The sequence below is a fragment of the Micromonospora sp. U56 genome, assembly GCF_018070095.1.
GTDB classification, from domain to species: domain Bacteria; phylum Actinomycetota; class Actinomycetes; order Mycobacteriales; family Micromonosporaceae; genus Micromonospora; species Micromonospora purpureochromogenes.
Window position 1 is genome coordinate 41,192 of sequence record NZ_JAGPYL010000023.1, and the last position, 21,838, is coordinate 63,029.

20 protein-coding genes and 2 pseudogenes are annotated in these 21,838 nt (G+C 74.0%); 8 read left to right on the forward strand and 14 right to left on the reverse strand.

The annotated features are described in order from the left end of the window. Nucleotides 1-58 precede the first annotated feature (58 nt). The 11 genes from KBX37_RS11255 to rimP form a co-directional block, all read right to left on the reverse strand. On the reverse strand, nt 59-1,375 hold the full coding sequence (locus tag KBX37_RS11255) for an MATE family efflux transporter (RefSeq protein ID WP_210775837.1): 1,317 nt from the start codon (nt 1,373-1,375) through the stop codon (nt 59-61). A 393-nt stretch (nt 1,376-1,768) separates the two neighbouring features. Further along, the gene (locus KBX37_RS11260) at nt 1,769-2,281 is read right to left on the reverse strand and encodes an AAA family ATPase (protein WP_307849031.1); all 513 of its coding nucleotides are present in this window, start codon (nt 2,279-2,281) and stop codon (nt 1,769-1,771) included. A 607-nt stretch (nt 2,282-2,888) separates the two neighbouring features. After that, the gene (locus KBX37_RS11265; RefSeq protein ID WP_179806287.1) at nt 2,889-3,098 is read right to left on the reverse strand and encodes a DUF6186 family protein; all 210 of its coding nucleotides are present in this window, start codon (nt 3,096-3,098) and stop codon (nt 2,889-2,891) included. Further along, the gene (locus KBX37_RS11270; RefSeq protein ID WP_210775838.1) at nt 3,098-3,505 is read right to left on the reverse strand and encodes a hypothetical protein; all 408 of its coding nucleotides are present in this window, start codon (nt 3,503-3,505) and stop codon (nt 3,098-3,100) included. The genes KBX37_RS11265 and KBX37_RS11270 overlap by 1 nt, the downstream gene beginning before the upstream one ends. A gap of 63 nt (nt 3,506-3,568) precedes the next feature. Next, nucleotides 3,569-4,630: a bifunctional oligoribonuclease/PAP phosphatase NrnA gene (locus tag KBX37_RS11275; protein ID WP_307849032.1), complete on the reverse strand. Its 1,062-nt coding sequence runs from the start codon at nt 4,628-4,630 to the stop codon at nt 3,569-3,571. Next, on the reverse strand, nt 4,627-5,109 hold the full coding sequence (rbfA, locus tag KBX37_RS11280; protein ID WP_210775839.1) for a 30S ribosome-binding factor RbfA: 483 nt from the start codon (nt 5,107-5,109) through the stop codon (nt 4,627-4,629). The genes KBX37_RS11275 and rbfA overlap by 4 nt, the downstream gene beginning before the upstream one ends. Before the next feature lie 141 nt (nt 5,110-5,250). Then, nucleotides 5,251-5,544, reverse strand: a complete 294-nt coding sequence (locus KBX37_RS11285; RefSeq protein WP_088963418.1) for a DUF503 domain-containing protein — start codon at nt 5,542-5,544, stop codon at nt 5,251-5,253. An 89-nt stretch (nt 5,545-5,633) separates the two neighbouring features. After that, complete coding sequence (infB, locus tag KBX37_RS11290) at nt 5,634-8,633, reverse strand: translation initiation factor IF-2 (RefSeq protein WP_210775840.1); 3,000 nt, start codon at nt 8,631-8,633, stop codon at nt 5,634-5,636. A 93-nt stretch (nt 8,634-8,726) separates the two neighbouring features. Then, the gene (locus tag KBX37_RS11295) at nt 8,727-9,059 is read right to left on the reverse strand and encodes a YlxR family protein (RefSeq protein WP_210775841.1); all 333 of its coding nucleotides are present in this window, start codon (nt 9,057-9,059) and stop codon (nt 8,727-8,729) included. Between the two features lie 16 nt (nt 9,060-9,075). Then, on the reverse strand, nt 9,076-10,119 hold the full coding sequence (gene nusA / locus KBX37_RS11300) for a transcription termination factor NusA (protein WP_210775842.1): 1,044 nt from the start codon (nt 10,117-10,119) through the stop codon (nt 9,076-9,078). Next, nucleotides 10,116-10,832 carry a ribosome maturation factor RimP gene (rimP, locus tag KBX37_RS11305; RefSeq protein ID WP_210775843.1) on the reverse strand — a complete coding sequence of 239 codons (717 nt, stop codon included), beginning with the start codon at nt 10,830-10,832 and terminating at the stop codon, nt 10,116-10,118. Before rimP ends, nusA begins: the two co-directional genes overlap by 4 nt. A 230-nt stretch (nt 10,833-11,062) precedes the next feature. Between rimP and KBX37_RS11310 the strand changes: the two genes are divergently transcribed. The 6 genes and pseudogenes from KBX37_RS11310 to KBX37_RS35950 form a co-directional block, all read left to right on the forward strand. After that, nucleotides 11,063-11,512: a hypothetical protein gene (locus KBX37_RS11310; RefSeq protein WP_210775844.1), complete on the forward strand. Its 450-nt coding sequence runs from the start codon at nt 11,063-11,065 to the stop codon at nt 11,510-11,512. Next, nucleotides 11,509-11,958, forward strand: a complete 450-nt coding sequence (locus KBX37_RS11315) for a ferritin-like domain-containing protein (protein WP_210775845.1) — start codon at nt 11,509-11,511, stop codon at nt 11,956-11,958. Before KBX37_RS11310 ends, KBX37_RS11315 begins: the two co-directional genes overlap by 4 nt. A gap of 58 nt (nt 11,959-12,016) precedes the next feature. Continuing rightward, a complete protein-coding gene (locus KBX37_RS11320) occupies nt 12,017-12,601 on the forward strand; it encodes a PadR family transcriptional regulator (protein ID WP_210775846.1) in 585 nt (194 codons plus the stop codon). A gap of 31 nt (nt 12,602-12,632) precedes the next feature. Next, nucleotides 12,633-13,367 carry an ABC transporter ATP-binding protein gene (locus KBX37_RS11325; protein WP_307849033.1) on the forward strand — a complete coding sequence of 245 codons (735 nt, stop codon included), beginning with the start codon at nt 12,633-12,635 and terminating at the stop codon, nt 13,365-13,367. Then, nucleotides 13,364-16,108 carry an FtsX-like permease family protein gene (locus KBX37_RS11330; RefSeq protein WP_307849034.1) on the forward strand — a complete coding sequence of 915 codons (2,745 nt, stop codon included), beginning with the start codon at nt 13,364-13,366 and terminating at the stop codon, nt 16,106-16,108. Before KBX37_RS11325 ends, KBX37_RS11330 begins: the two co-directional genes overlap by 4 nt. A 76-nt stretch (nt 16,109-16,184) precedes the next feature. Then, a pseudogene (locus tag KBX37_RS35950) lies at nt 16,185-16,373 on the forward strand (IS5/IS1182 family transposase); the annotation flags it as partial. A 77-nt stretch (nt 16,374-16,450) separates the two neighbouring features. Here KBX37_RS35950 and KBX37_RS35955 read toward each other — a convergent pair. The 3 genes and pseudogenes from KBX37_RS35955 to KBX37_RS34410 all read right to left on the reverse strand — a co-directional run. After that, on the reverse strand, nt 16,451-16,663 hold the full coding sequence (locus tag KBX37_RS35955) for a hypothetical protein (protein ID WP_210775847.1): 213 nt from the start codon (nt 16,661-16,663) through the stop codon (nt 16,451-16,453). A gap of 127 nt (nt 16,664-16,790) precedes the next feature. After that, the gene (locus KBX37_RS11340; protein WP_210775848.1) at nt 16,791-19,232 is read right to left on the reverse strand and encodes a low temperature requirement protein A; all 2,442 of its coding nucleotides are present in this window, start codon (nt 19,230-19,232) and stop codon (nt 16,791-16,793) included. 778 nt (nt 19,233-20,010) lie between these two features. Further along, nucleotides 20,011-20,229 (reverse strand): annotated as a pseudogene (locus KBX37_RS34410) (IS3 family transposase); the annotation flags it as partial. Between the two features lie 321 nt (nt 20,230-20,550). Here KBX37_RS34410 and KBX37_RS11350 point away from each other — a divergent pair. Then, the gene (locus tag KBX37_RS11350) at nt 20,551-21,042 is read left to right on the forward strand and encodes a nitroreductase family deazaflavin-dependent oxidoreductase (RefSeq protein WP_210775850.1); all 492 of its coding nucleotides are present in this window, start codon (nt 20,551-20,553) and stop codon (nt 21,040-21,042) included. Between the two features lie 88 nt (nt 21,043-21,130). Further along, nucleotides 21,131-21,838, forward strand: a 708-nt coding sequence (locus KBX37_RS11355; protein WP_210775851.1) for a nucleotidyltransferase domain-containing protein, incomplete at its 3' end; no start/stop codon positions are given.

Here is a 21,838-nt window from a genome sequence, read left to right on the forward strand (position 1 = left end):
CGAGGCCGGCCGTTCGATCGGCGTCCCGCCGCGCGGCACCGCATCCGGGCCCGCCGGGTCAGCGGACCGCGCCGGTCACCGCCCACCCACCCGAGCGCAGCCGCAGCAGCAGCGCGACCAGCCGGATCACGATGAACAGGGTCAGCCCGGCCCAGATCCCGCCGAGCCCCAGGTCGAGCCCGTGGGCGAGCCAGATCGCCGGCAGGAAGCCGCCGAGCGCCGCGACGATGGTCAGGTTGCGCAGGTAGCGCACGTCCCCGGCGCCGATGAGCACGCCGTCGAGGGCGAAGACCACGCCGGCCAGCGGCTGCATCGCCACGAACCAGGGCCAGGCCACCATGGCCTGCTCGCGTACCTGCGGATCGGAGCTGAACCAGGACGGCACCACGCCGGCCCCGGCGGCGATCAGCACCGCGAAGCCGATGCCGGCAACGCCGCCGAGCAGCGCGAACCGGCGGGCGAGGGCCCGCGCCCCGGCGGCGTCGCCGGCCCCGAGCGCGGCGCCGATCAGCGCCTGGGCCGCGATGGCGAGGGCGTCGAGCACCAGCGCGGTGAAGAACCACAGTTGCAGGGCGATCTGGTGGGCGCCGACGGCGGCGGCGCCGAACCGTGCGGCGACCGCGGTGGCGGAGAGGAAGCTGGCCTGGAACGCGACGCCCCGGACCAGCAGGTCGCGGCTGAGCGCCAGCTGCTGCCGGATCAGCCGGGGCTGGGGCCGCAGGGAGACCCGCTCGCGGACCAGCGCCGCGGCGAAGAGCGCGCCGGAGACGGTCTGGGCGACGGCGTTGGCCACCGCCGAGCCGGCCAACCCGAGCCCGGCCGGGTACACCAGCAGCGGGCAGAGCAGCGCGGAGAGCAGGTTGGGCGCGAGCACGAAGACCAGCGGGCGGCGGGTGTCCTGGATGCCGCGCAACCAGCCGTTGCCGGCGGCGGCGAGGAGCAGCCCGGGCGCGCCGAGCGCCGCGATCCGCAGCCACTGCGCGGCCGCGCCGGCCACGTCGTCACCACCCCCGGCGAGGGTACGCGCCAGCGCCCCGCCGCCGACCTGCATGACGAGCGCGACGAGCACGCCCACCCCGAGGGCGAGCCAGGACGCCTGCACGCCCTCGGCCACCGCCGCCGCCCGGTCGCCCGAACCGAACCGCCGGGCCGCCCGTCCGGTGATCCCGTACGCGAGCACGGTGCCCAGCCAGGCGGTGAGGGTCATCACGGTGCCGCCGACGGCCAGCGCGGCGAGCGGCACCCGGCCGAGGTGCCCGACCACGGCCGTGTCGACCAGCACGTAGAGCGGTTCGGCGGCGAGCACCACCAGCGCGGGCAGGGCGAGGGCGGCGATCCGGCGCGGCGGCGCGATGGCGGTGGCGGTCTGACTCATCGCCGCCGATCCTGGCACGGCGGAGGTAAGGATCGCAAGACCTATCAGCGCTTACGCCTACGGCGGCTTCGGGTCGCTCCTTTCCGGCCTGGCGGCCCGCCGCGGCACGGGCAGCTCGACTGACGCGGACAGCTCGGCCGGTGGACATCGCGGGGAGGGCAGACCCGGTGGGCCGGACGCCACGGAGGTCGAGGGGGCTCGCGACCAGCAGGCCGACCGCCGCCGGCCGGCGGCGGTCCCTCGGCTTCGGCCCTGGGCACGGCCGAGTGATCCACTCCAGATGCGGCGTGTCGCGGTGTCACCGCTCAAGAACACCGCGACACGCCGCATTCGTGCCGATCAACGCACCGGAGCCGACCCGCCGGACGGACGGGCGGAAGGGCACGGGGTGGCTCAGCGGGAGGGGAGGGCGTCGAGCCAGCGGCGAACCTGGCGGCGGCTGGGCAGCCGGACGACCGGCAATTCCGGTGCGTGGGCGGCGACCGCGGCAAACACCCGGGGCCGGGAGCGGCCGGGATAGCGCCAGACGTAGCGCAGGAAGCCCAGGTCGAGCCGTTCGGGGCAGCCGGCGGGCAGGTCGGGGCGGTCGGCGGCGCGGCGGTCCCAGCGGCGGCGGACGACCCGGGCGAGGCAGAGCGGCCAGGGCAGGTCGACCAGCACCAACAGGTCGGCGCGGGGCAGGCGGAGATCCAGCGTGCTGCCGTAGTTGCCGTCCATCACCCAGCGCTCGCCGGCGGCGAGCGCGGCGACCTGGGCGCGGAAGGCCGCGTCGTCGGCGGGAATCCAGCCGGGTCGCCAGTAGTGCCGGTCGAGGTGGATCAGCGGCAGGTCGAGCCGGCCGGCGACCGCCCGGGCGAGAGTGCTCTTGCCGGCACCCGAACTGCCGACGATCAGGATGCGACGCACCGGGCGACGGTACCGGTCAGGGGCCGGGACGGCGGGGACCCCGACCGCTCGGATGCGGGAGGCTGCGGCCTTCGCCAGGCGGGCGGACGGCGGGCCGGGCAGAACAGGCCGGGCGTACCCGACAGCGTCGAGCCGGGCGGGGCGGACCCGATGGGCCAGGTGGCGGCCGGGCCGGAGAACAGGGTCGAGAGGCGGTGACGGCGGCGACGCGGGACGTCGGCGGCGTCACCGCCGGTCGGGCTGCGTCACTGACGGGTGTCCATCGAGGTCTGCAGGGCGCGCCGCATCTGCTCGCGCGCCTCGTCGGTGGTCTCGGGCTTGGGCTTGGTCGGCATGGGAGTTCCCTTCCAGGGTTCGGACCACCGGGGGACGGCGGCCCTACGGGCGGTTCTGCTGAGCGCCCGGCGGCGGTCCGGGATCACCGGAGCGGCTCGCCTGGCAGCGTGAGCCCGGGTCGGTCTGACCCTGGAAGGAGGCGGCGCCGGGTGTGGCACCACCGCCCACGACCTGCGTCGCGGCGCGGCGCCCGGTCGTTTCCCAAATTAACGTTCAGTTCCACATGCTGCCCACAGTTCCCGCCATTCGGACGAGATCGCAAACGGGGAGCTCACCGGGCCAGGAAGTGCCAACCCAGCCACCACCAGAAGCCGAACACGCCGATCCGGCCCACCGGGACCGGCCCGACCTCGTACCGCATCACGTACGCGCAGACGTCGCCGAGCGACGGCACCCGGGAGCCCGGGCGGCGGGAGGCCCACTCGACGGCGGCGAAGAGCAGCAGGGCGGTCAGGAAGCCGGTGACGGCCAGGGTGCGCATCATCGCCGGACCAGCCCCCAGAACGCGGCCAGCCAGCCGAACCACGCGGCGGAGCGGACCAGCTCGTCGGCGAGCAGCGGGTCCGCGAGCCGGGAGAAGGTGGGGAACTCGTTGCCGACCGACAGCACGAAGGTGGCGGCCTCGAGGACGCCGAAGACGGCTGCCGGCAGTATCCACCAGAGCGCGCCCCGCCCGAGCCGGTGCGGCGCCGGCCGGCGGGGCACCCGGTTGCCCAGGCCGAGCCAGATCAGCGCGCCGCCGGTGCCCAGGGTCCACAGGTTGGCCTGGGTCGAGAAGGACGCCAGCTGCCCACCGACCAGGGAGAGGCAGGCCAGCACCGGAACCGTGACCACCGGACGGTCCCAGGCGCGCGGCAGGTCGACGGTGAGCTCGGGGGGCTGCTCCATCCTCCGATTCTCCCCGCGCTCACACAGCGCGGGAAGACCAACACACTTCGGGGCGCGCCGAGATCAGCGGGCGATCAGCGCGCCGTCCAGCTCGGCCCGGATGGAGCCCACCACGTCCTCAACGCTGCCCGCCCCGGTGAACCCGGCGGCGAACCGGTGGCCGCCGCCGCCCAGCGCCACCGCCACGGCGCTCACGTCCACCGCGCCCTTGCTGCGCATCGACACGGCCCACTCGGCCGGGCCGACCTGCTTGAGCACGCAGGCCACGTCGGCCTCGGCGGTGCACCGCACGGAGTCGATCAGCGCCTCCAGCACGTACGGGCGCTGGTCGTGCCGGGCCAGGTCGTCCTGGGTCGCGTACGTCCAGACCAGTCCGTAGCCGGCGGCGGCCGACGGCTCCAGGCGGGCCCGGCCCAGCACCTCGCCGAAGAGCCGGACGGCGCCGAACGGCCGGGTGTCGAAGACCTGGCGGGAGATGTCCCCCGGGCGGATGCCGGTGGCCAGCAGCCGGGCCGCGAACTGGTGCACGGCGGGGGTCGTGGCCTCGAACCGGAACGACCCGGTGTCGGTGGTCAACGCGACGTAGAGGCACTGGGCGATCTCCGCGTCCAGCGGCACGTCGAGCCGGGTGAGCAGCTCGTCGACGACGACCGAGGTGGCCGCGGCCGCCGGATCGACCAGGTGCACCCGGCCGAACCGGGTGTTGGAGGCGTGGTGATCGAGGACCAGCGCCTCGCCGGCGGTGTCGAGGCGGTCGACCAGCTCACCCAGCCGGGACTCGCTCGCCGCGTCGAAGCAGACCACCAGGTCCGGATCCCGGTACGCCCCGGTCGACGGCACCAGCAGGTCGAGCCCCGGCAGCCAGCGGAACGGCTCGGGCACCTCGGGCGGCCCGGGGAAGGTCGCCTGGAGGTGCCGTACGCCGAGCCGGCGCAGCCCGAGCCCGAAGCCGAGCATGCTGCCCAGCGCGTCGCCGTCCGGGTTGACGTGACAGATCAGCAGCACCCGGGCGTCGGCCGGCAGCCGGCGTACCGCCGCGACGGCAGCGGCCCAGTCGGACTCGTCCGGGCCGGTGCGGGCCGGCCCGGTGAGCAGATCGCCGGCCGCGCCCGGGGTGCCGCTCACCGCCGATCCGTGGCCGACGGGGTGCCCTCGTCGTCGTCCCGGTCGCCCTCGGCGTCCTCGTCCTCGTCGAGCCGGTAGGGCTGGGGCTCGCCCGCGTACTTGGCCTGGGCCGCCATCCGCTGCACCTCGGCGTCGGACTGGCGGGCCGCGGCGAGCAGGTCGTCGATGTGCTTGACCTGATCCTGCACGTCGTCGAGGACGAAGGTCAGGGTCGGCGAGTGGCGCAGCCCGAGCGCCTTGCCGACGGTGCTGCGCAGCATGCCCTTGGCGCTCTCCAGGGCGGCGGCGGTGCTGGCCTGGGCGGCCGCGTCACCGAGCACGGTGTAGAAGACGGTGGCGTCGCGCAGGTCGGCGGTGATCCGGGCGTCGGTGATGGTGATCATCCCGAGCCGGGGGTCCTTGATCTGGCTCCGCACCACCGACGCGACCAGTTCGCGAATGCGCTCCGCGTGCCGGCGTACCTTGGCCGGATCCGTCATGTCCCCCACCTCCAGGCGTTCTGCTCCCGGCCGGCACGACGGCGCAGGGCACCGCCGGGACCGACCGCCCAACATGTCGAACACTACCCGCGCGGCCGGGCCGGTCGCGCGGCACCGCCGGTGGCGCCGGCCACCCGGGCGTCAGTCGTCCTCGCCGTGCAACCGGCGGCGCACCGACAGCAGTTCGGCCTCGGGGCGCCCGGCCACCAGGCGCTCACAGGAGTCGAGCACCTCGCGCACGTGGGCCGCCTCGGCGGCCACCACGGCCACGCCGATCTCGGCTCGGCCGTGCAGGTCCAACGCGCCCACCTCGGCGGCCGACACCTCGAATCGGCGCAGCGCCGCCACGATGGGGCGTACATATGATCTCTTGGCCTTGAGCGACCGTGAGTCGCCCGGCAGCAGCAGGTCGAAGACCGCGGTTCCCGTGTACATCGCTCCGGACGATACGGACATCCCCGGACATGATCAAGGGGTTTACGCCGAGTTGGCGTAAACCCCTTGATCACTGTGTCAGCACCGGATCAGGCGCGCGGCTTCTCCCGCATCTCGAAGGTCTCGATGATGTCGCCGGCCTGGACGTTGTTGAAACCGCCCAGCGTCAGACCACACTCGAAGCCCTCGCGGACCTCCGTCGCGTCGTCCTTGAACCGCTTGAGGGAGCTGATCGTGAGGTTGTCCGCCACGACCGCCCCGTCCCGCAGCAGCCGCGCCTTGGCGTTGCGGCGGATGATGCCGGACCGGACGATACAACCGGAGATGTTGCCGATCTTGGACGAGCGGAAGACGTCGCGGATCTCCGCGCTGCCCAGCTCGACCTCCTCGTACTCCGGCTTGAGCAGACCCTTGAGCGCGGCGTCGATCTCCTCGATGGCCTGGTAGATGACCGTGTAGTACCGGATCTCCACGCCCTCGCGGTCGGCGATCTCGCGGACCTTGTTGGCGGCCCGCACGTTGAAGCCGATGATCGTGACCGCCTCGGACGAGGCGCTCGCGAGCATGACGTCGCTCTCGGTGATCGCACCCACGCCCCGGTGGATGATCCTGAGCTGGACCTCCTCCGGGATGTCGAGGTTGAACAGCGCGTCCTCGAGGGCCTCCACGGAACCGGAGACGTCGCCCTTGAGCACCAGGTTGAGCGAGGTCTTCTCGCCCTCCTTGAGCTGCTCCATGAGCGTCTCGAGGGTGGCCCGACCGCGGGAGTTGGCGAAGGACGCCGCCCGCCGCCGTGCCTGCCGCTGCTCGGCGATCTGCCGCACCGTACGGTCGTCGGCCGCCGCGAGGAAGGTGTCGCCGGCGCCCGGCACCGCGGTCAGACCGAGGACGAGCACCGGACGAGCCGGCCCTGCCTCGGCGACCTGGTTGCCGTTCTCGTCGAGCATCGCCCGAACCCGGCCGTGCGCCCCGCCGGCGACGATGGAGTCGCCCGCCCGCAGGGTGCCCTTCTGCACCAGCACCGTCGCCACCGCACCGCGGCCCTTGTCCAGGTGCGCCTCGATGGCCACACCCTGCGCCGGCCCGTCGATCGGAGCGGTCAGCTCCAGCGACGCGTCGGCGGTGAGCAGGACCGCCTCGAGCAGTTCGTCGATGCCGATACCCGGCTTGGCGGCCACGTTGACGAACATGGTGTCGCCGCCGTACTCCTCGGCGACCAGCCCGTACTCGGTCAGCTGCTGGCGGACCTTGTCCGGGTTGGCCTCGGGCTTGTCGACCTTGTTGACCGCCACCACGATCGGCACCTCGGCCGCCTTGGCGTGGTTCAACGCCTCGATCGTCTGCGGCATCACGCCGTCGTCGGCCGCGACCACCAGCACCACGATGTCCGTCACCTGGGCACCACGGGCACGCATGGCGGTGAACGCCTCGTGACCCGGGGTGTCGATGAAGGTGACCGCCCGGTCCTCGCCCTCGTGCGGGACGTGGACCTGGTAGGCACCGATGTGCTGGGTGATGCCACCCGCCTCACCGGCCACGACGTTCGCCTTGCGGATCGCGTCGAGCAGCTTGGTCTTACCGTGGTCGACGTGACCCATGACGGTCACCACCGGCGCCCGGCTGACCAGCCGCTCCTCCGCGACCTCGGCGTCGAGGTCGATGTTGAACTGCGCGAGCAGCTCGCGGTCCTCGTCCTCCGGGCTGACGATCTGCACGTCGAAGCCGAGGTGCTCACCCAGCAGCAGCAGGGTCTCGTCAGAGCAGGACTGGGTCGCGGTGACCATCTCGCCCAGGTTGAACATCTCCTGGACCAGCGACCCCGGGTTGGCGTTGATCTTGTCGGCGAAGTCCGACAGCGAGGCGCCACGGGAGAGCCGGACGACCTGACCCTGACCCCGGGGGGCACCCGAGCTCATGGTCGGGGCCGACAGGTTGTCGAACTCCTGTCTGCGCTGCTTCTTGGACTTGCGACCGCGGGTCGGCCGGCCACCCGGACGCCCGAAGGCACCCGCGGCACCGCCGCCACGGCCACGACCGCCGCCACCGGGACGACCACCGCCGCCGGCCGGGGCACCCGGACGGAAACCGCCGCCCGGAGCACCGCCACCGCCACCGGGACCGCCGCGGAAGCCACCGCCACCGCCACCGCCACCGGGACCGCCGCGGAAGCCACCGCCAGCGCCGCCGCCACCGCCACCGGGGCGGAAGCCACCGCCGGCGCCGCCGCCGGGACGACCTGCGCCGCCACCGGGGCCGCCACGACCGCCGCCGGGACCGCCGGGGCGACCGGTGGTCGGACGCTGGCTCGGCATGGAGGCCGGGCTCGGCCGCGGCGGCATGGAGGCCGGGCGCGGCCGCGGCGGCATGCCCGCCGGGCTCGGCCGGGGGCCACCGGCGGCCGGCGGCCGCTGCGGGCCGCCCTGGATACCGAACGGGTTGTTACCGGCGCCGCGCGCCGGCGGACGACCGCCCGGACGGGCACCCGGACCCGGGGCCGGCGCGCCGGGACGACCGGCGGCCGGGGTCCCCGGACGCGGGGGCACGGCGTTGGGACCCGGGCGGGGACCCGGACGGGGGCCGCCCTCGGTCGGGGGCTCCCGTCGGACGTTCTCGCGCTGCTGCTGGCGGGCGGCCTGCGCGTCCTTGACCGCGGCCTCCTGCTCAGCCTTCAGCGCGGCGGCACGCGCCTCGGCGGCCGCCACCTCGATGTCGTGGGCGCTCGCCGGCTTGGCGACCGGGGCCGCCGGCTGCGGCGGACCGGGAACGGGGCCCTTGGGCTTCGGCCCAGGGGTCGGCGCGGCCGGCCGCCGGGGCGGCATCGGCTTGGCCGACACCCGGGGGGCGCCCGGGGCCGGGGACGGCGTCGGGGTCGGGGCCGGAGTCGGTGCGGCCGCCGGCGGGGCGGCCTGCGCCGAGGCGCCTCCGGCGGACGCGACGAATGCGCCACGCAGCCGTCGGGCGACGGGCGCCTCGACGGTGCTGGACGCGGACTTCACGAACTCGCCCATTTCCTTCAGCTTGGCGAGAACGGTCTTGCTTTCGACCCCGAGCTCTTTTGCCAGCTCGTGTACGCGGGCCTTACCTGCCACTGCACTCCTCACTCCGAGGTCGTGCGGGCAGTACCCGCAACAACCTCACTCGTGCACTTGAAGCCTGGTCATTTCAGGGACTTCATCGTGTGCTCATGTCGGTCGTCCTACCCTGCTAGCGACCCTCGCCCGGTCGGGTTGACCGGACGTAGTGGTTGGCGCATCGACGTGCTCCGCCAGCTCGCCGTGGTCGAGGACCCCGGTGATGCGCAGCGCACGCCCGAAGGCGCGCCGCCGCACCGCCTGCGCGAAGCAGGCCGGATCCGGGTGCATGTGCGCTCCCCGACCCGGCAGCCTGCGGGCCGGATCAGGCCGGAGGCTGTGACCAGCCTCGTCGCCGATCGCGACGATCCGCAGCAATTCGCTGGCCGGCGCACGTCTCCGGCAACCCACACAGGTGCGCTCCGGCTGCGCGCGTCGTACCACTGGAGGAAGTCTACCCCTAGCTGCTCGAGATCGCGCCGCCCGGCTCCGGCACGTGATCGGCCCCGCCCCGTCCCGCCGGGCTGGTCTGCTCCGCGTCCGACCTGATGTCGATTCGCCAACCGGTCAGTCGGGCGGCAAGCCGGGCGTTCTGCCCCTCGCGCCCGATCGCCAGCGAGAGCTGGAAGTCCGGCACGGTGACCCGGGCCGTCCGGCTGGCCAGGTCGACCACCTCGACCCGCAGCGCCTTGGCCGGCGACAACGCGTTGCCGACGAAGGTCGCCGGGTCGTCGGACCAGTCGATGATGTCGATCTTCTCACCGTGCAGCTCGCTCATCACCGCGCGAACCCGCTGGCCCATCGGGCCGATGCAGGCGCCCTTGGCGTTCACGCCCTGCGTGGTGGAGCGCACCGCGATCTTCGTACGGTGACCTGCCTCACGCGCGATCGCGCCGATCTCCACCGTGCCGTCGGCGATCTCCGGCACCTCCAGCGCGAAGAGCTTCTTGACCAGCGCGGGGTGCGAGCGGGAGAGGGTGATCTGCGGGCCGCGCATCCCCTTGGCCACGTGCACCACGACGCAGCGGACCCGCTCGCCGTGGACGTACCGCTCGCCGGGCACCTGCTCGGACTGCGGCAGGACGCCCTCCAGCTTGCCCAGGTCGACGCTGACGATGCCCTTCTCGACCCGCGCCTCGTGCGCCTGCACCACCCCGGTCACCAGGTCACCCTCGCGGCCGACGTACTCGCCGAAGTGCACCTCGTCGGTGGCCTCCCGCAGTCGCTGGAGGATCACCTGCTTGGCGGTCATGGCGGCGATCCGCCCGAAGTCGTGCGGGGTGTCGTCCCACTCCCGCACCACGGTGCCGTCGGAGTCGACCTCCTGGGCGTAGACCAGGGCCGCCCCGGTCTTGCGGTCGATCTCCACCCGGGCGTGCGGCTCGGCCCCGTCGGTGTGCCGGTAGGCGGTCAGCAGCGCGGTCTCGATCGCCGCGAGGATCGTGTCGAACGGGATCTCCCGCTCGCGCTCGAGTGCGCGCAGCGCCGCGAGGTCGATGTTCACCTCTCCTCGTCCTCCACATCATCTTCGTCGTCGGTGTCGTCAATGTCGTCAATGTCGTCAATGTCGCCGGTGTCCTCGCCGGCCTCGTCGATCTCGTCGAGGCGGCTGAACTCGACCTGCACCCGGCCGGGGCCGAGCTCGGCGTACGGGTGCTCGGCGCGGCCGGAGTCGGTCTCCAGCACCACGCGCTCGTCGTCGGCCGCCACCACCCGGCCGGTGACCTGGCGATCCCCGACGGGCTGCTCGCCGCGCTGCCCGGGCAGGCCCGCGCCGGGCCGGGTGGTCACCTTGACCAGCCGACCCACGTTGCGCCGCCAGTGCCGGGGCAGGGTGAGCGGCCGGTCCACGCCGGGTGAGCTGACCTCGAGCTGGTACTCGCCCGCCACGAGGTCACCGCCGGCCTCCTCGGCCGCGTCCAGCGCAGCCGAGACCGCCCGGGAGACGTCCGCGACGGCGTCCAGGTTGATCCCGCCGTCGGCGTCCACGATCACGCGTACGACGTGCCGCCGGCCGGCCCGGGACACCGACAGGTCCTCCAGGTCGTACCCGGCACCCTGCACGACGGGCTCGATCACCTCGCGCAGCCGGTTGCGCCGGGCGGCGAGGTCACCGCCCCGGGGTGCGCCCGCACGGTCCCCGCCCCGGGGGCCGTCGGTACGACGGGGTCGCCCCGTCGGGCCCGTCGGCCTGGTGGCACGGCCACGCTGCGTCATCTGGCGCACCCTTCTCCTGTTGTGCGGCGGCCCGGTGGCCCGCATGCCCACACGCCACCGGGGCGAACGCGCCGGTGGCTGCGCAGAGCGTAACGCGCCGGGCGGGTGCCGGGCCGGGCGGCGCACCGACGCCGGTCGCCCACCTGACGGCGGAGATGGTGTTGACTTGACCGGTGGCGACGGGAAGAACGACTACGCAGCGCGGTGGACCGGGGCAAACCCGGCGGGCGGTGCTGCGCGCGGGGGCACTCCTGACGGCCGGCAGCGCGACCCTGCCGCTGACTGGCTGTGATCTTTTCGACCGGAACGAACCGCCCCCGCCGCCCGACCCGCTGGAGCCGCTGGCCGCCGAGTCACGCGAGCTGGCCGCCCGGCACCGGGCCGCCGTCGCGGCCGATCCGACGCTGGCCGACCGGCTCACCCCGATCGCCGACGCGCACGCCGCGCACGCCGAGGAGATCCAGCGGCTGATCGGGCGCCCCGCGCCCGCCGGCTCCCCTGCCGCCGGCGCCACCCCGCCGGGAACGGAGCGGGACGGACTGCTCGCCGAGCTGCGGGCGGCGGAACAGCGCGGCCGGGAGTCGGCCGCGAAGGCGTGCGGGGCGGCGCCGGCGGAGCGGGCCGCCGTGCTCGGCTCGATCGCCGCCGCCCGGGCCACCCACGTGGAGGTGCTGCGGTGACCCGGCGACAGGCACCCACCGACCCGGCCCAGGCGCTGGCGGACGCGCTGGCCGCCGAGTACGCGGCGATCTTCGCGTACGGCCCGATCGGGGTACGGCTCACCGACGCCGCCCGCCGCGACGCCCGGTCGGCCGAGGCGGCGCACCGGGCCCGACGCGACGCGCTGGTGCTCCAGCTCAGCGCCGGGGGTGGCCAGGTCCCGGCGGACCGGGCCGGCTACGCGCTGCCGTTTCCCGTCACCGACCGCGCCGCCGCGCTGCGGCTGGCGGTGAAGATCGAGGAGCGGACGGCGGCGTTCTGGCGCGCGGCGCTGCCGGTGACCACCGGCGCGGACCGCACCCGGGCGTTGAACGCGCTGACCGACTGCGCCGTGCGCGCCACCCGGTGGCGGCGGACCGCCAAGGTGTCGCCGGTCACCGTGGCGTTCCCCGGCCGGCCCACCTGAGCGCGCCGACCCGCGCTCCGGTTGCGGAGCGCATACCAGGTATGCATACTCCGTTGCCATGTCCATCCGTCACGGCCTGCTCGCCCTGCTCGAGCGTGGCCAGATGTACGGCTACCAGCTGCGCGCCGCGTTCGAGGAGTCGACCGGCTCGACCTGGCCGCTGAACATCGGGCAGGTCTACACCACCCTCAACCGGCTGGAACGCGACGGCCTGGTCCGATCGCTGCCCGAGCACGAGGGCGGGCAGCGGCCGTACGAGATCACCGACGCCGGGCGGGCGGACCTGACGCTCTGGTTCGCCACCCCGATCAGCCGCGCCGACCGGCCCCGGGACGAACTTTCCATCAAGCTGGCCCTGGCGCTGACCACCCCCGGCGTCGACGTCCGGTCCGTGGTGCAGACCCAGCGCAGCGCGACCATGCGCACGTTGCAGGAGTTGACCCGGTTGAAGTTCGCCAGCGACCGGCCGGAAGACCTGCCCTGGCGGCTGGTGCTGGACGCGATGGTGTTCCAGGCCGAGGCGGAGATCCGCTGGCTGGACCACTGCGAGACGAGCCTGGTCCGGTACCGCCCGGCCCCGCCCACGAGCCCCGCCGGGCGGTCCGGGGCGGTGTGGCACGCCGACGAGGAGGCCCACCGGTGAGCGACGGCGACCACGAGCGGGCGGGCGTGCGGTGAACGCGGCCGGCGGTCCGGTGCTCGAGCTGCGGGAGGTGCAGCGCACCCACGGCGGGGGCGCGGCCGCCGTGCACGCGCTGCGCGGGGTGAGCCTCACCGTCGAGCCGGGCGAGCTGGTCGCCGTGATGGGCCCCTCCGGCTCCGGCAAGTCGACCCTGCTGACCCTGGCCGGCGGGCTGGACAGCCCCACCGCCGGTGAGGTGCGGGTCGAGGGCCAGTCCCTGGGCGCGCTCGACCGCCGCGAGCTGGCCCGGCTGCGCCGCCGCCGGATCGGCTACGTCTTCCAGGACCTCAACCTGCTCGGCAGCCTCACCGCAGCGGAGAACGTGGCGCTCCCCCTCGAACTCGACGGCGTCGGCGTTCGCCCGGCGCGCCGGGCGGCGCTGGCCGCGCTGGACGAGGTGGGGCTGACCGGGCTCGGCGGGCGCTTCCCCGACCAGATGTCCGGCGGCCAGCAGCAGCGGGTGGCGATCGCCCGGGCGCTGGTGGGCGAGCGCCGGCTGGTGCTGGCCGACGAGCCGACCGGGGCGCTGGACTCGCAGACCGGGGAGGCGGTGCTGCAGCTGCTGCGCCGCCGGGTCGACGCGGGGGCGGCCGGCGTGCTGGTCACCCACGAGGCCCGGCACGCCGGCTGGGCCGACCGGGTGGTCTTCCTGCGCGACGGGGTGATGGTCGACTCGACCGCGCCGCTGGGCGGTGTCGAGCAACTGCTCTCCGGCAGCGGTCGGTGAGGCGGTCGCCGGTGCGGCGCGGCAACGGGCGCTTCGCCGGGGCGGTCGGGTCGTGGCGGGCCGCGCTGCGGATCGCCCGCCGGGAGGCGCGGCGGGCGCGCGGGCGTACCGCGCTGGTACTGGCGATGATCACGCTGCCGGTGCTGGCGCTGACCTTCGTCGCGGTCAGCTACGACATGGCCGCGCTCACCCGCGGTGAACGCGCCGCGCAGCGGCTCGGCGCCGCCGACGCCGAGCTGCGCTGGACCGCCGACACCGCGGTGACGCAGGACCCGTGGGGCGACAACACCTACCCGATCGGGGACGACGAGCCGCGCAGCCGCCAGGTCACCGCCGAGGAGGTCGTCGCGCTGCTGCCGGCCGGCAGCCGGGTCGCCCGGGTGCGCTGGTGGGTGCCGTTCGAGGTACGCGTCGACGACGACCTCGTGGCTTTCCACGGCCGGTCGCTCGACCTGGCCGACCCGCTCGCCCGGTCGACGGCCCGGCTGCGCGCCGGCCGGACGCCCACCGGCCCCGACGAGATCGCGGTCAGCGCCCGGGCGTTGCGCCGCCTCGGCGCCGAGATGGGCGAACGGGTGAGCCTGGCCGACGGCTCCCGAAGCTACGCGGTGGTCGGCGTGGTGGAGTTCCCCGACGACCTGACCGAGGTGGTCGCGCTGCACCCGGGGGCGGCGCTTCCGCCGGAGAGCGCGGCGGAGGAGAGCTGGCTGGTCGACCTGCCGGGACCGGTGGACGCGACGCTGACCGACCGGCTCAACGCGCACGGCATCACGATCAGCGCGCGGACACCGGTCCCGGGCGCGGCCGTCGTCGAGGCCGACCCGACCCGTACGCCGGTCCCGGGCGACGCCGAGGAGACCGGCACGGTGGTGCTGGTCGGCGGGCTCGGCCTGCTGGAGGTCGTGCTGATGGTCGGGCCGGCCTTCGCGGTCGGCGTCCGCCGGCGACGCCGGGACCTCGCCCTGGTGGCGGTGGCCGGCGGCGACGCGGCCCACCTGCGCCGGATCGTGCTCGCCGACGGGGTGGTGCTGGGCGTCGGCGGGGCGGCGCTCGGGCTCGCGCTCGGCATCGCCGCCGCGTTCGCCGGTCGGCCGCTGGTCGAGCAGTACCTCTTCGGTGCCCGCGCCGGCGGCTACCGGGTCTTCCCGGCGGCGCTGGCCCTGATCGCGGCGGTGGCCGTGCTGGCCGGGGTGCTGGCCGCGCTCGCCCCGGCCTGGACCGCGGCCCGGCAGGACGTGGTGGCGGGCCTGGCCGGACGGCGCACCGTTCCGCCGCACCGCCGCCGCTGGCTCGTGCTCGGCGCGGCGCTGACCGTCGTCGGGTCCGGGATCGCCGCGTTCGGGGCGCAGCGGAGCGGGCCGACGGTGATCCTCGCCGGGCTGACCCTCGGCGAGCTGGGGCTGGTCTTCGCCACTCCCACGCTGATCGGGCTGCTCGCCCGGGCCGGCCGGGCGCTGCCGCTGGCGCCGCGGATCGCGCTGCGCGACGCCAGCCGCAACCGCTCCTCGGCGGGCCCGGCCATCTCCGCGGTGATGGCCGCGGTCGCCGGCAGCGTCGCCCTCGGCGTCTACGTCGCCAGTGACGACGCCCGCACCCGCGCCGACTGGCAGCCCGGCCTCCCGCCCGGTCACGTGCTGCTGCTGCCGTCCGGGCCGGCGAACGGGGTGGGCCTGCCGCCGGTGCCCGCCGTCGCCGAACGGGTGCGGGCCGTGCTCCCCGCCGGCTCGGTGGGCCCGGTCGACGTGCCGATCTGCGCGGCGCCCCGCGAGCCCGACGACTACTGCACCGTCACCGCGATGCTGCCGCCCGAGCAGGTCTGCCCGTTCGAGGCGGAGGTGTTCCGGTCGGCCGCCGTCCGGCAGCGGGCCCTGGCGGACCCGCGCTGCCGACGGCCGACGCCCAGTCCGCAGGGGATGTACCTGCCGGTGCTGGTGGACGACGGGGCCGCCCTGCCGGCGCTCACCGACGCCTCGCCGGACGAGGTGGCGCGGGCGACAGCCGTGCTGCGGGCCGGCGGAGTGGTGGTGACCGATCCGCGATACCTGGTGGACGGGACGGTGGCGGTGACGGCGGACCGGGCGTACCCAGGTTCCGGTCCGCCGGTGAGCACCACCGTCGCCGTCCCCGGGTACGTGCTGCGTGGTGGCCTGCCGGTCGACCGCCTGGTGCTCTCCGCCCCGACGGCGACGAGGCTCGGCCTGGCCGCCGAACACCTCGGCTACGCGGTGCAGACCGACGGCACGCCGAGCGCCGCCCAGCAGCGGCGTCTCGCCGCCGAGCTGCGGTCGCTGATCCCGGTGCTGGTCGAGGTGGAGTCGGGGCCGCCGGCGTCGGACCAGCGACCGCTGCTGCTCCTGCTGGCGCTCGGCGCCGGCGTGATCACCCTGGGCGCGGCCGGCACGGCCACCGGGCTCGCCGCCGCGGAGGGCCGCCGGGACCTCTCCACGCTCGCCGCCGTCGGCGCCAGTCCGGGGGTACGCCGGGTGCTCTCCCTCTGCCAGGCCGGAGTGATCGCCGGTCTCGGCTCGGTGCTGGGCATCGTGGCCGGCCTCGGCTCGGCGGTGATCATCCTGACCTCGGTCAACCGCCAGTACGCCGAGGGCTGGCCGATGGAGACGCCGTACCCCGTGGTGGTGCCCTGGCCGACCCTCGGGGTGCTGGTGGTGGTGCCGCTGGTGGCGATGCTCGGCGCGGGGCTGTTCACCCGGTCCCGGCTGGCGGTGGAGCGACGGCTGGACTAGAGCGTGTCGCGTGGATCAAGGTGATGGTTCGCGGTAAATAGCGATCGGCCGGTCCCGCGGCGGGTCGACCACGAAGCTGCACCTGGTCGCCGACCTGCGGTGCCGGCCGATCGTGACCACGCTGACCGCCGGGCAGCGCCGCGACTGCACCGCCTTCGACACGCTGTTGGGCGGCCTCCGCGTGCGCCGTTCGGGCATCGGCCGGCCACGCACCCGCCCGGGGCATCTGCTGGCCGACAAGGCGTATTCGAATCGACGTATCCGCGAGCACGTGGCGCGGCGGGTATCCGGGCGACCATCCCGGTCAAGGCCGATCAGCAGGCCGCCCGCCGCAGTAAGGGCTCACGCGGCGGGCGGCCACCGTCGTTCGACGCCGACCGCTACAAACAGCGGAACACCGCCGAGCAGTGCATCAACAAGCTCAAACAGTTCCGCGCCGTCGCGACCAGGTACGACAAGCGCCAGTTCAGGTACCAAGCCACGCTCGACCGGCGCGCTCTCCGTGGGCGGTGCCGCCACGGTCATCGCCAGGGTCACGGTGATCGCGGCGAGCACCGTCGCAGTCCCGGTCCTCGCGGACACTGTCGCGTCCGGCCGGATGCGGGGACAGCTCGACCGGCGGTGGGGTGATCCACTCGTACGCGGCCGGATCGGGCTTCGCGCTGCCTGTGTCGCGCACGGCTCACGTCCTGTCGCCGACCGCCGTCTCCACTGGCGGGATGGCCGCGCGTCCGACCAGGTGCGCGGCGAACAGCAACAGGGTGAGCACGATCAGCGCCCACAGAATCGTTACCAGTATCGTTAGCGGGGCCAACGCGGCAACGACCAGGTTCGCTGCGCGGCGGCCGCCTACTGGACGGCGCGCCCGTCGCCAGATGAGGTGGTCGGCGAGGAGGTAGACGACGATTCCGCACGCCAGGGCCGCCTGCCCGACCATCGCCGGTGCGCCGAGGTCCTGTCCCGGCTTCGGCAGGGTCGTGCGCAACCCGAAAGCGACCAGCACGAGGCCGACGACGAGAAACAGGTGCAGGTACGCGTAGGCGTCCCGGGCCAAGGCGCCCCGTTGGCGGTTGGTGCGGAGCTCGATGAACCGTTGAGCGACGACGACGTCGCTGCCGACGTAGGTCCACCACAGCGCAGATATCAGGGCAGCGCTGAGGGCGACGGCGACGAAGGTGGGCATCGAGACAGGTGGGTCGCCGACGGCGATGCCGGTGGAGATGACCGCCTGGCCGAGCGCGATGAGGATGATCAGGTTGAAGCGGCCCATCCATCGGCTGACCGAGCGCAACCGCCAGTTGCGGGACCCGATGAGGTATCCACCGCCCACGTCGATGGCAATGGCGGCGATCCACCAGAGTGTGGTGATCGGTGTGAGCGGATCGCCGGTGCCCGGCGCGGTCAACACCGCGCACAGCAGCAGGCTTATCCCCACGCCGGTCGGTACCGCCGCTCGTACGACGATGGCGCGGAGGGCGTCGTCGTGGCGGAGCACCCACCAGAACGACACCAGGTGCAGCAACCGCACCGCCGCGTACGAGGCGACGACGATCAGCGGCCCGGGTAAGCCTCCGGGGACGGAGTCAAACGTCTGGGGTGTGGCAACGCCGAGCATCAGGGTCAGCGCCACCGCGACGAGGACGACGAGTCGCAGCGCGTTCCCCGCACTGCGGATCGTCATGGTGAACCAGGTGTAGTTGACCCACGACCACCACAGCAACGCCAGGACGGCCAGCCCCTGCAGCACCCCGATCAGCGACGGGTGCCGGGTCATCAGCACGGTGACCTGGATGAACGCGTACACGAAGACCAGATCAAGGAAGAGCTCCTCGGGGGTGGCATCCACCTCTCGGCCAGCCGTCACCGCGACGGCGCGATGCAGCTGGCGGTGGCGGCGCCGCAGCACCGTCACATGGGCCACCACCACACAGACCAGCGCGCCGGCGAGGAGCGTGAGCGACCCCAGAGCGGTCAAGCCGCGGGCCGGCACAACCAGAAGCGCCACGAGGACGAGGCAGAGCACGGGACCACGGCCGACCCGCCGGACGGTGCGCCACTCGAACGCCACCAACCCGAGCAGATACAGGACCACACCGCCGTAAAGAGCCGCCAGGTCCGGCACGGCCCACCGGTCAGGGTGACCGACGGGCGTCCCGCCGAGCGCTTTCTTGAGCCCGAACGCCACCAGGATGAGCCCGGCGATCATCGGCAGGTGTAGCAATGTGTAGGCGTCGCGGGCGCGGCGTGACCGCTCGTGCGGTGGGGTGGACTCCAGCGCCTGCTCGCCGGCGGGCGACGCGATGTCGAAGTACGCCCACCACAGGAACGCCACGACGACGAGTCCGAGCGCCGACCCGCCGAGCAGGGACCAGGTGATCGGATCGCCGCCGCCGAAGCCGCGACTCGTCCCGATCGAGATGATCGTCTCACCAAGCGCGATGAGCATGATCAAGTTGTGCCGCTCGGCCCAGTGCCGCACCGACGTCAGCTGCCACGTGCCGACGCCCGGTGCCCGCAGCCCCAGGTAGTCGATGACGATCGCGACCGCGAAGAGCACAAGCTGCAGGGCTTCCGTGTCGCGTCCGGGTGGGAGGTGGTAAGGCAGCAGGACTGCGCACAGCAGCAGCGGAAGGCTGCCGGCCAGCGGCAGCCAGGCGCGTGCGGCCGGGGTCCACGACCCCTCCTTGCCGCGCCGGGCACGCGAGACGATCACCAGGGACCCGACCCGGGCCGCCAGTAATCCGATGACGAATACGAGCGGCCCGATCAGCCCAGAGGGATGATCGACGAAGACCTCCGGAATGGCGACGGCGACGAGCAGGATCGTGATCGCCGCCGCGAACACCGCGATCGGCCGGGCTCCGCGGTCGAGCCGGACCAGGTTTCCCACCCATGCGTACCAGGCCCAACTGCGCCAGATCAGCGCCACCACCAGCGCTCCCTGAAGCACCCCGTCCAGGGCCGGGCGTTCCGCCATGAGATGGGTGACGTTGAGGAAGGCGTAGACGAAGACCAGATCCAGGAAGAGCTCCGAGCGCGTCACCCCGCCGTGCGTCGCGGCCTTCATCCGTCCACCGGCGCCGAATGCGCCCTGCGAGGCCACCTCCTCGCCGCCGCCGGTCACCCACCTACTGTGCCTACGACGTCGTGGTTCAGGAGTGGAAACCGGGTAATGCCATCGTCGATGCCTCCGACGTGGTCCGGCCCTTGAGGGGAGCTCGGTGAATGTTTCGTCCCGCGGGCCAGCGGGCCGTTGCCTTCTGGCGGGCACGCCGGCACAGGCCAACTGAGCCGCAGGCTCCACAGCCCCGCGTGATCGGGAAAGCGGTTCCACACCGGACCGCACCGAAAATGATTCCCCGCCCAGTCGGTGGCGCTGCTCCCTCGCCCCACTGCGCGGTGGCGGGACCTCGATCCTCGAACTCGTACGTGCTGGTCAGGCCCTCGGGTAGGTCGGGTGCGAGAGCGTTTGCTGCCGTCGACCACCTGGAAGTAGCGCCGCCCCCGGAAGATCGAGTAGCTCTCGTCGCGCACCGGCACCAACGCCCACCGCCGACGCGGAACCCCCGCGAACATGTCACCGCGGCTGCGGCGTTCGCCGCCGCGAACCACGCATCCGAAAACCGGCGCAACACCGACCGCGCGCCAGTCGAGTCCAGTTCGGCGAACGTGCCCGGCCCGGACGCCGTCAACTCCCGACACAACTCCTGATAACCGACCAGCGGCACATCCCTGCGGCGACGCCGCCACGCGTTGACCTCCAGCGCGCACGCCCACACGTCACCAGCCGACCGCAGCAACCCGAAACACCGCCGCCGCTGACCGGCTGTTGAGCTTCCCCCGGTTTCCCGGACTGCTCTTCTTTGATGATCAGGCCGCGGCTGTGGCCGGATGTGGTGTCGTTCGTAGTCGATCGGGGACAGGTTGCCAAGGCTTGAGTGGCGTCGGCGTGGGTTGTACCAGGCCTCGAAGTACTCGAAGATGGCGTTGGCCAGTTCCTGGCGGGTTGCCCAGGCCTGGCGGTCGAGCAGCTCGAGCTGCATCGAGCCGAAGAACGACTCGACCATGCTGTTGTCGTAGCAGTCGCCGATGGAGCCCATGGAGCCGAGCAGCCCGGCGGCGGTTTGTCCCGCAGCCGAGCCAACTCGACCGCGCGCTGACGAAACTCCGGCGGGTGTGGTGCGGGCATCCGAACTCCTCCCTCGGCGACCGGTGTCGCCTCAGCTCAGGTGTCCGGGAAACCGGGGGAAGCTCACTGTCACCCGCAGGGCAAGCCGCGCCGTGCGGTGACCCGAGGCGCGGCAGGAGCACGACGACGAGGCACGAACCCGAAGCCAACACCACCCCCGCGACAGTTCCCCGCCCGACCAACCCGGCGAACGTTAGTGGACACCGCACTAGCGGGGGTGTCGTCGGACCCGCCGAGCCGGCAGACTGGCGGCGTGTCCGTCCTGGGAAGCCTCACGCGCCGACTCGGTCACCACGCGTGGTTCGGCGCCACCATGCGCCTGCTCGTCCCCGCCGACCGGGCGGTCGGGCGGCTCACCCGCGGCCGGGTGGTCGCGCTCGGGCTGATCCCCTCGCTGGTGATCACCACCACCGGCCGCCGTTCCGGCCAACCCCGCAGCAACCCCCTGCTGTACGTGCCGGACGGCGACGCGTACGTGGTGATCGGGTCGAACTGGGGGCAGCAGCACCAGCCGGGCTGGGCGATGAACCTGCTCGCCGACCCGAACGCCGAGGTGGACGTGAAGGGGCGCCGGCTCGCGGTCCGCGCCGAGGTGGCCACCGGCGCCGAGCGGGACCGGCTGTGGCGCCTGCTGGTCACCGAGTGGCCGGCGTACCGGACGTACGTCGAGCGGGCCGGCGGCCGGGAGATCCGGATCTTCCGGCTGGTGCCGACCGGCGGGCCGGTCGGCGACGGGCCGGCCTGACCCGGGCGCGGCGGCCCGACACGGCGGCCGGCGCTGGCTAGGGTGCGGTGTACCGACGGTGCGCGAACCGTGACGGAGGTGGTACCCGGTGGGCCTCAGCAGCACCGAGATCGGCGCCGAGGAGCACCTCGACGATCCACGGTGGCGGGTCGCCGAGCGGGTGGCCGAGGCGGCCCGGCGGCGGTTCCCGGCGGACATCCTGGCGGTGGCGGTGCACGGCCCGCTGGCGCACGGCGACGACGACGGCGGCGGGGACCGCGAGGTCGGCCTGCTGCTGGCCACCTACCGGGCCGGGGTCGGCCCGGAGCCGTCGACCCGGCGGGTGGACGGCGTGCTGGTCGACCTCACCGTGGCCGGCGCGGAGGAGTACCTGCGGCAGGCCCGGGCGCTGACCGCGCTCTGGCCGTTGACCGCCGACCGGTACGTCACCACCACCGCCCTGTACGACCCGACCGGCTGGCTGCGCACCCTGCGCGACGAGCACCTGGGCCGGTTGGCCCGGGCCCGCCCGGCGGAGTTCAGCACCGCCGCCCGGCAGGCCTGGTACCGGGGCTGCGCGGCGCACGCCCGGGCGGCCCGGCTCGCCGAGTGGTACGAGACCGACCAGGCGCTGCTGATGCTCGGTGAGGCGCGGCTGGCGGCGGCGACGGTGACCGGGCTGCTCACCCGTACCTACTTCCGCGATCCCGGCGACGCGGTCCGGCGTACCGGGCTGGCGGGCGCGGACATGACCGAGGTGGGCGCGGTGCTGCGCCGGCAGGCCGACGAACTGGCCGCCCGCGGCCGCCCCGTCGAC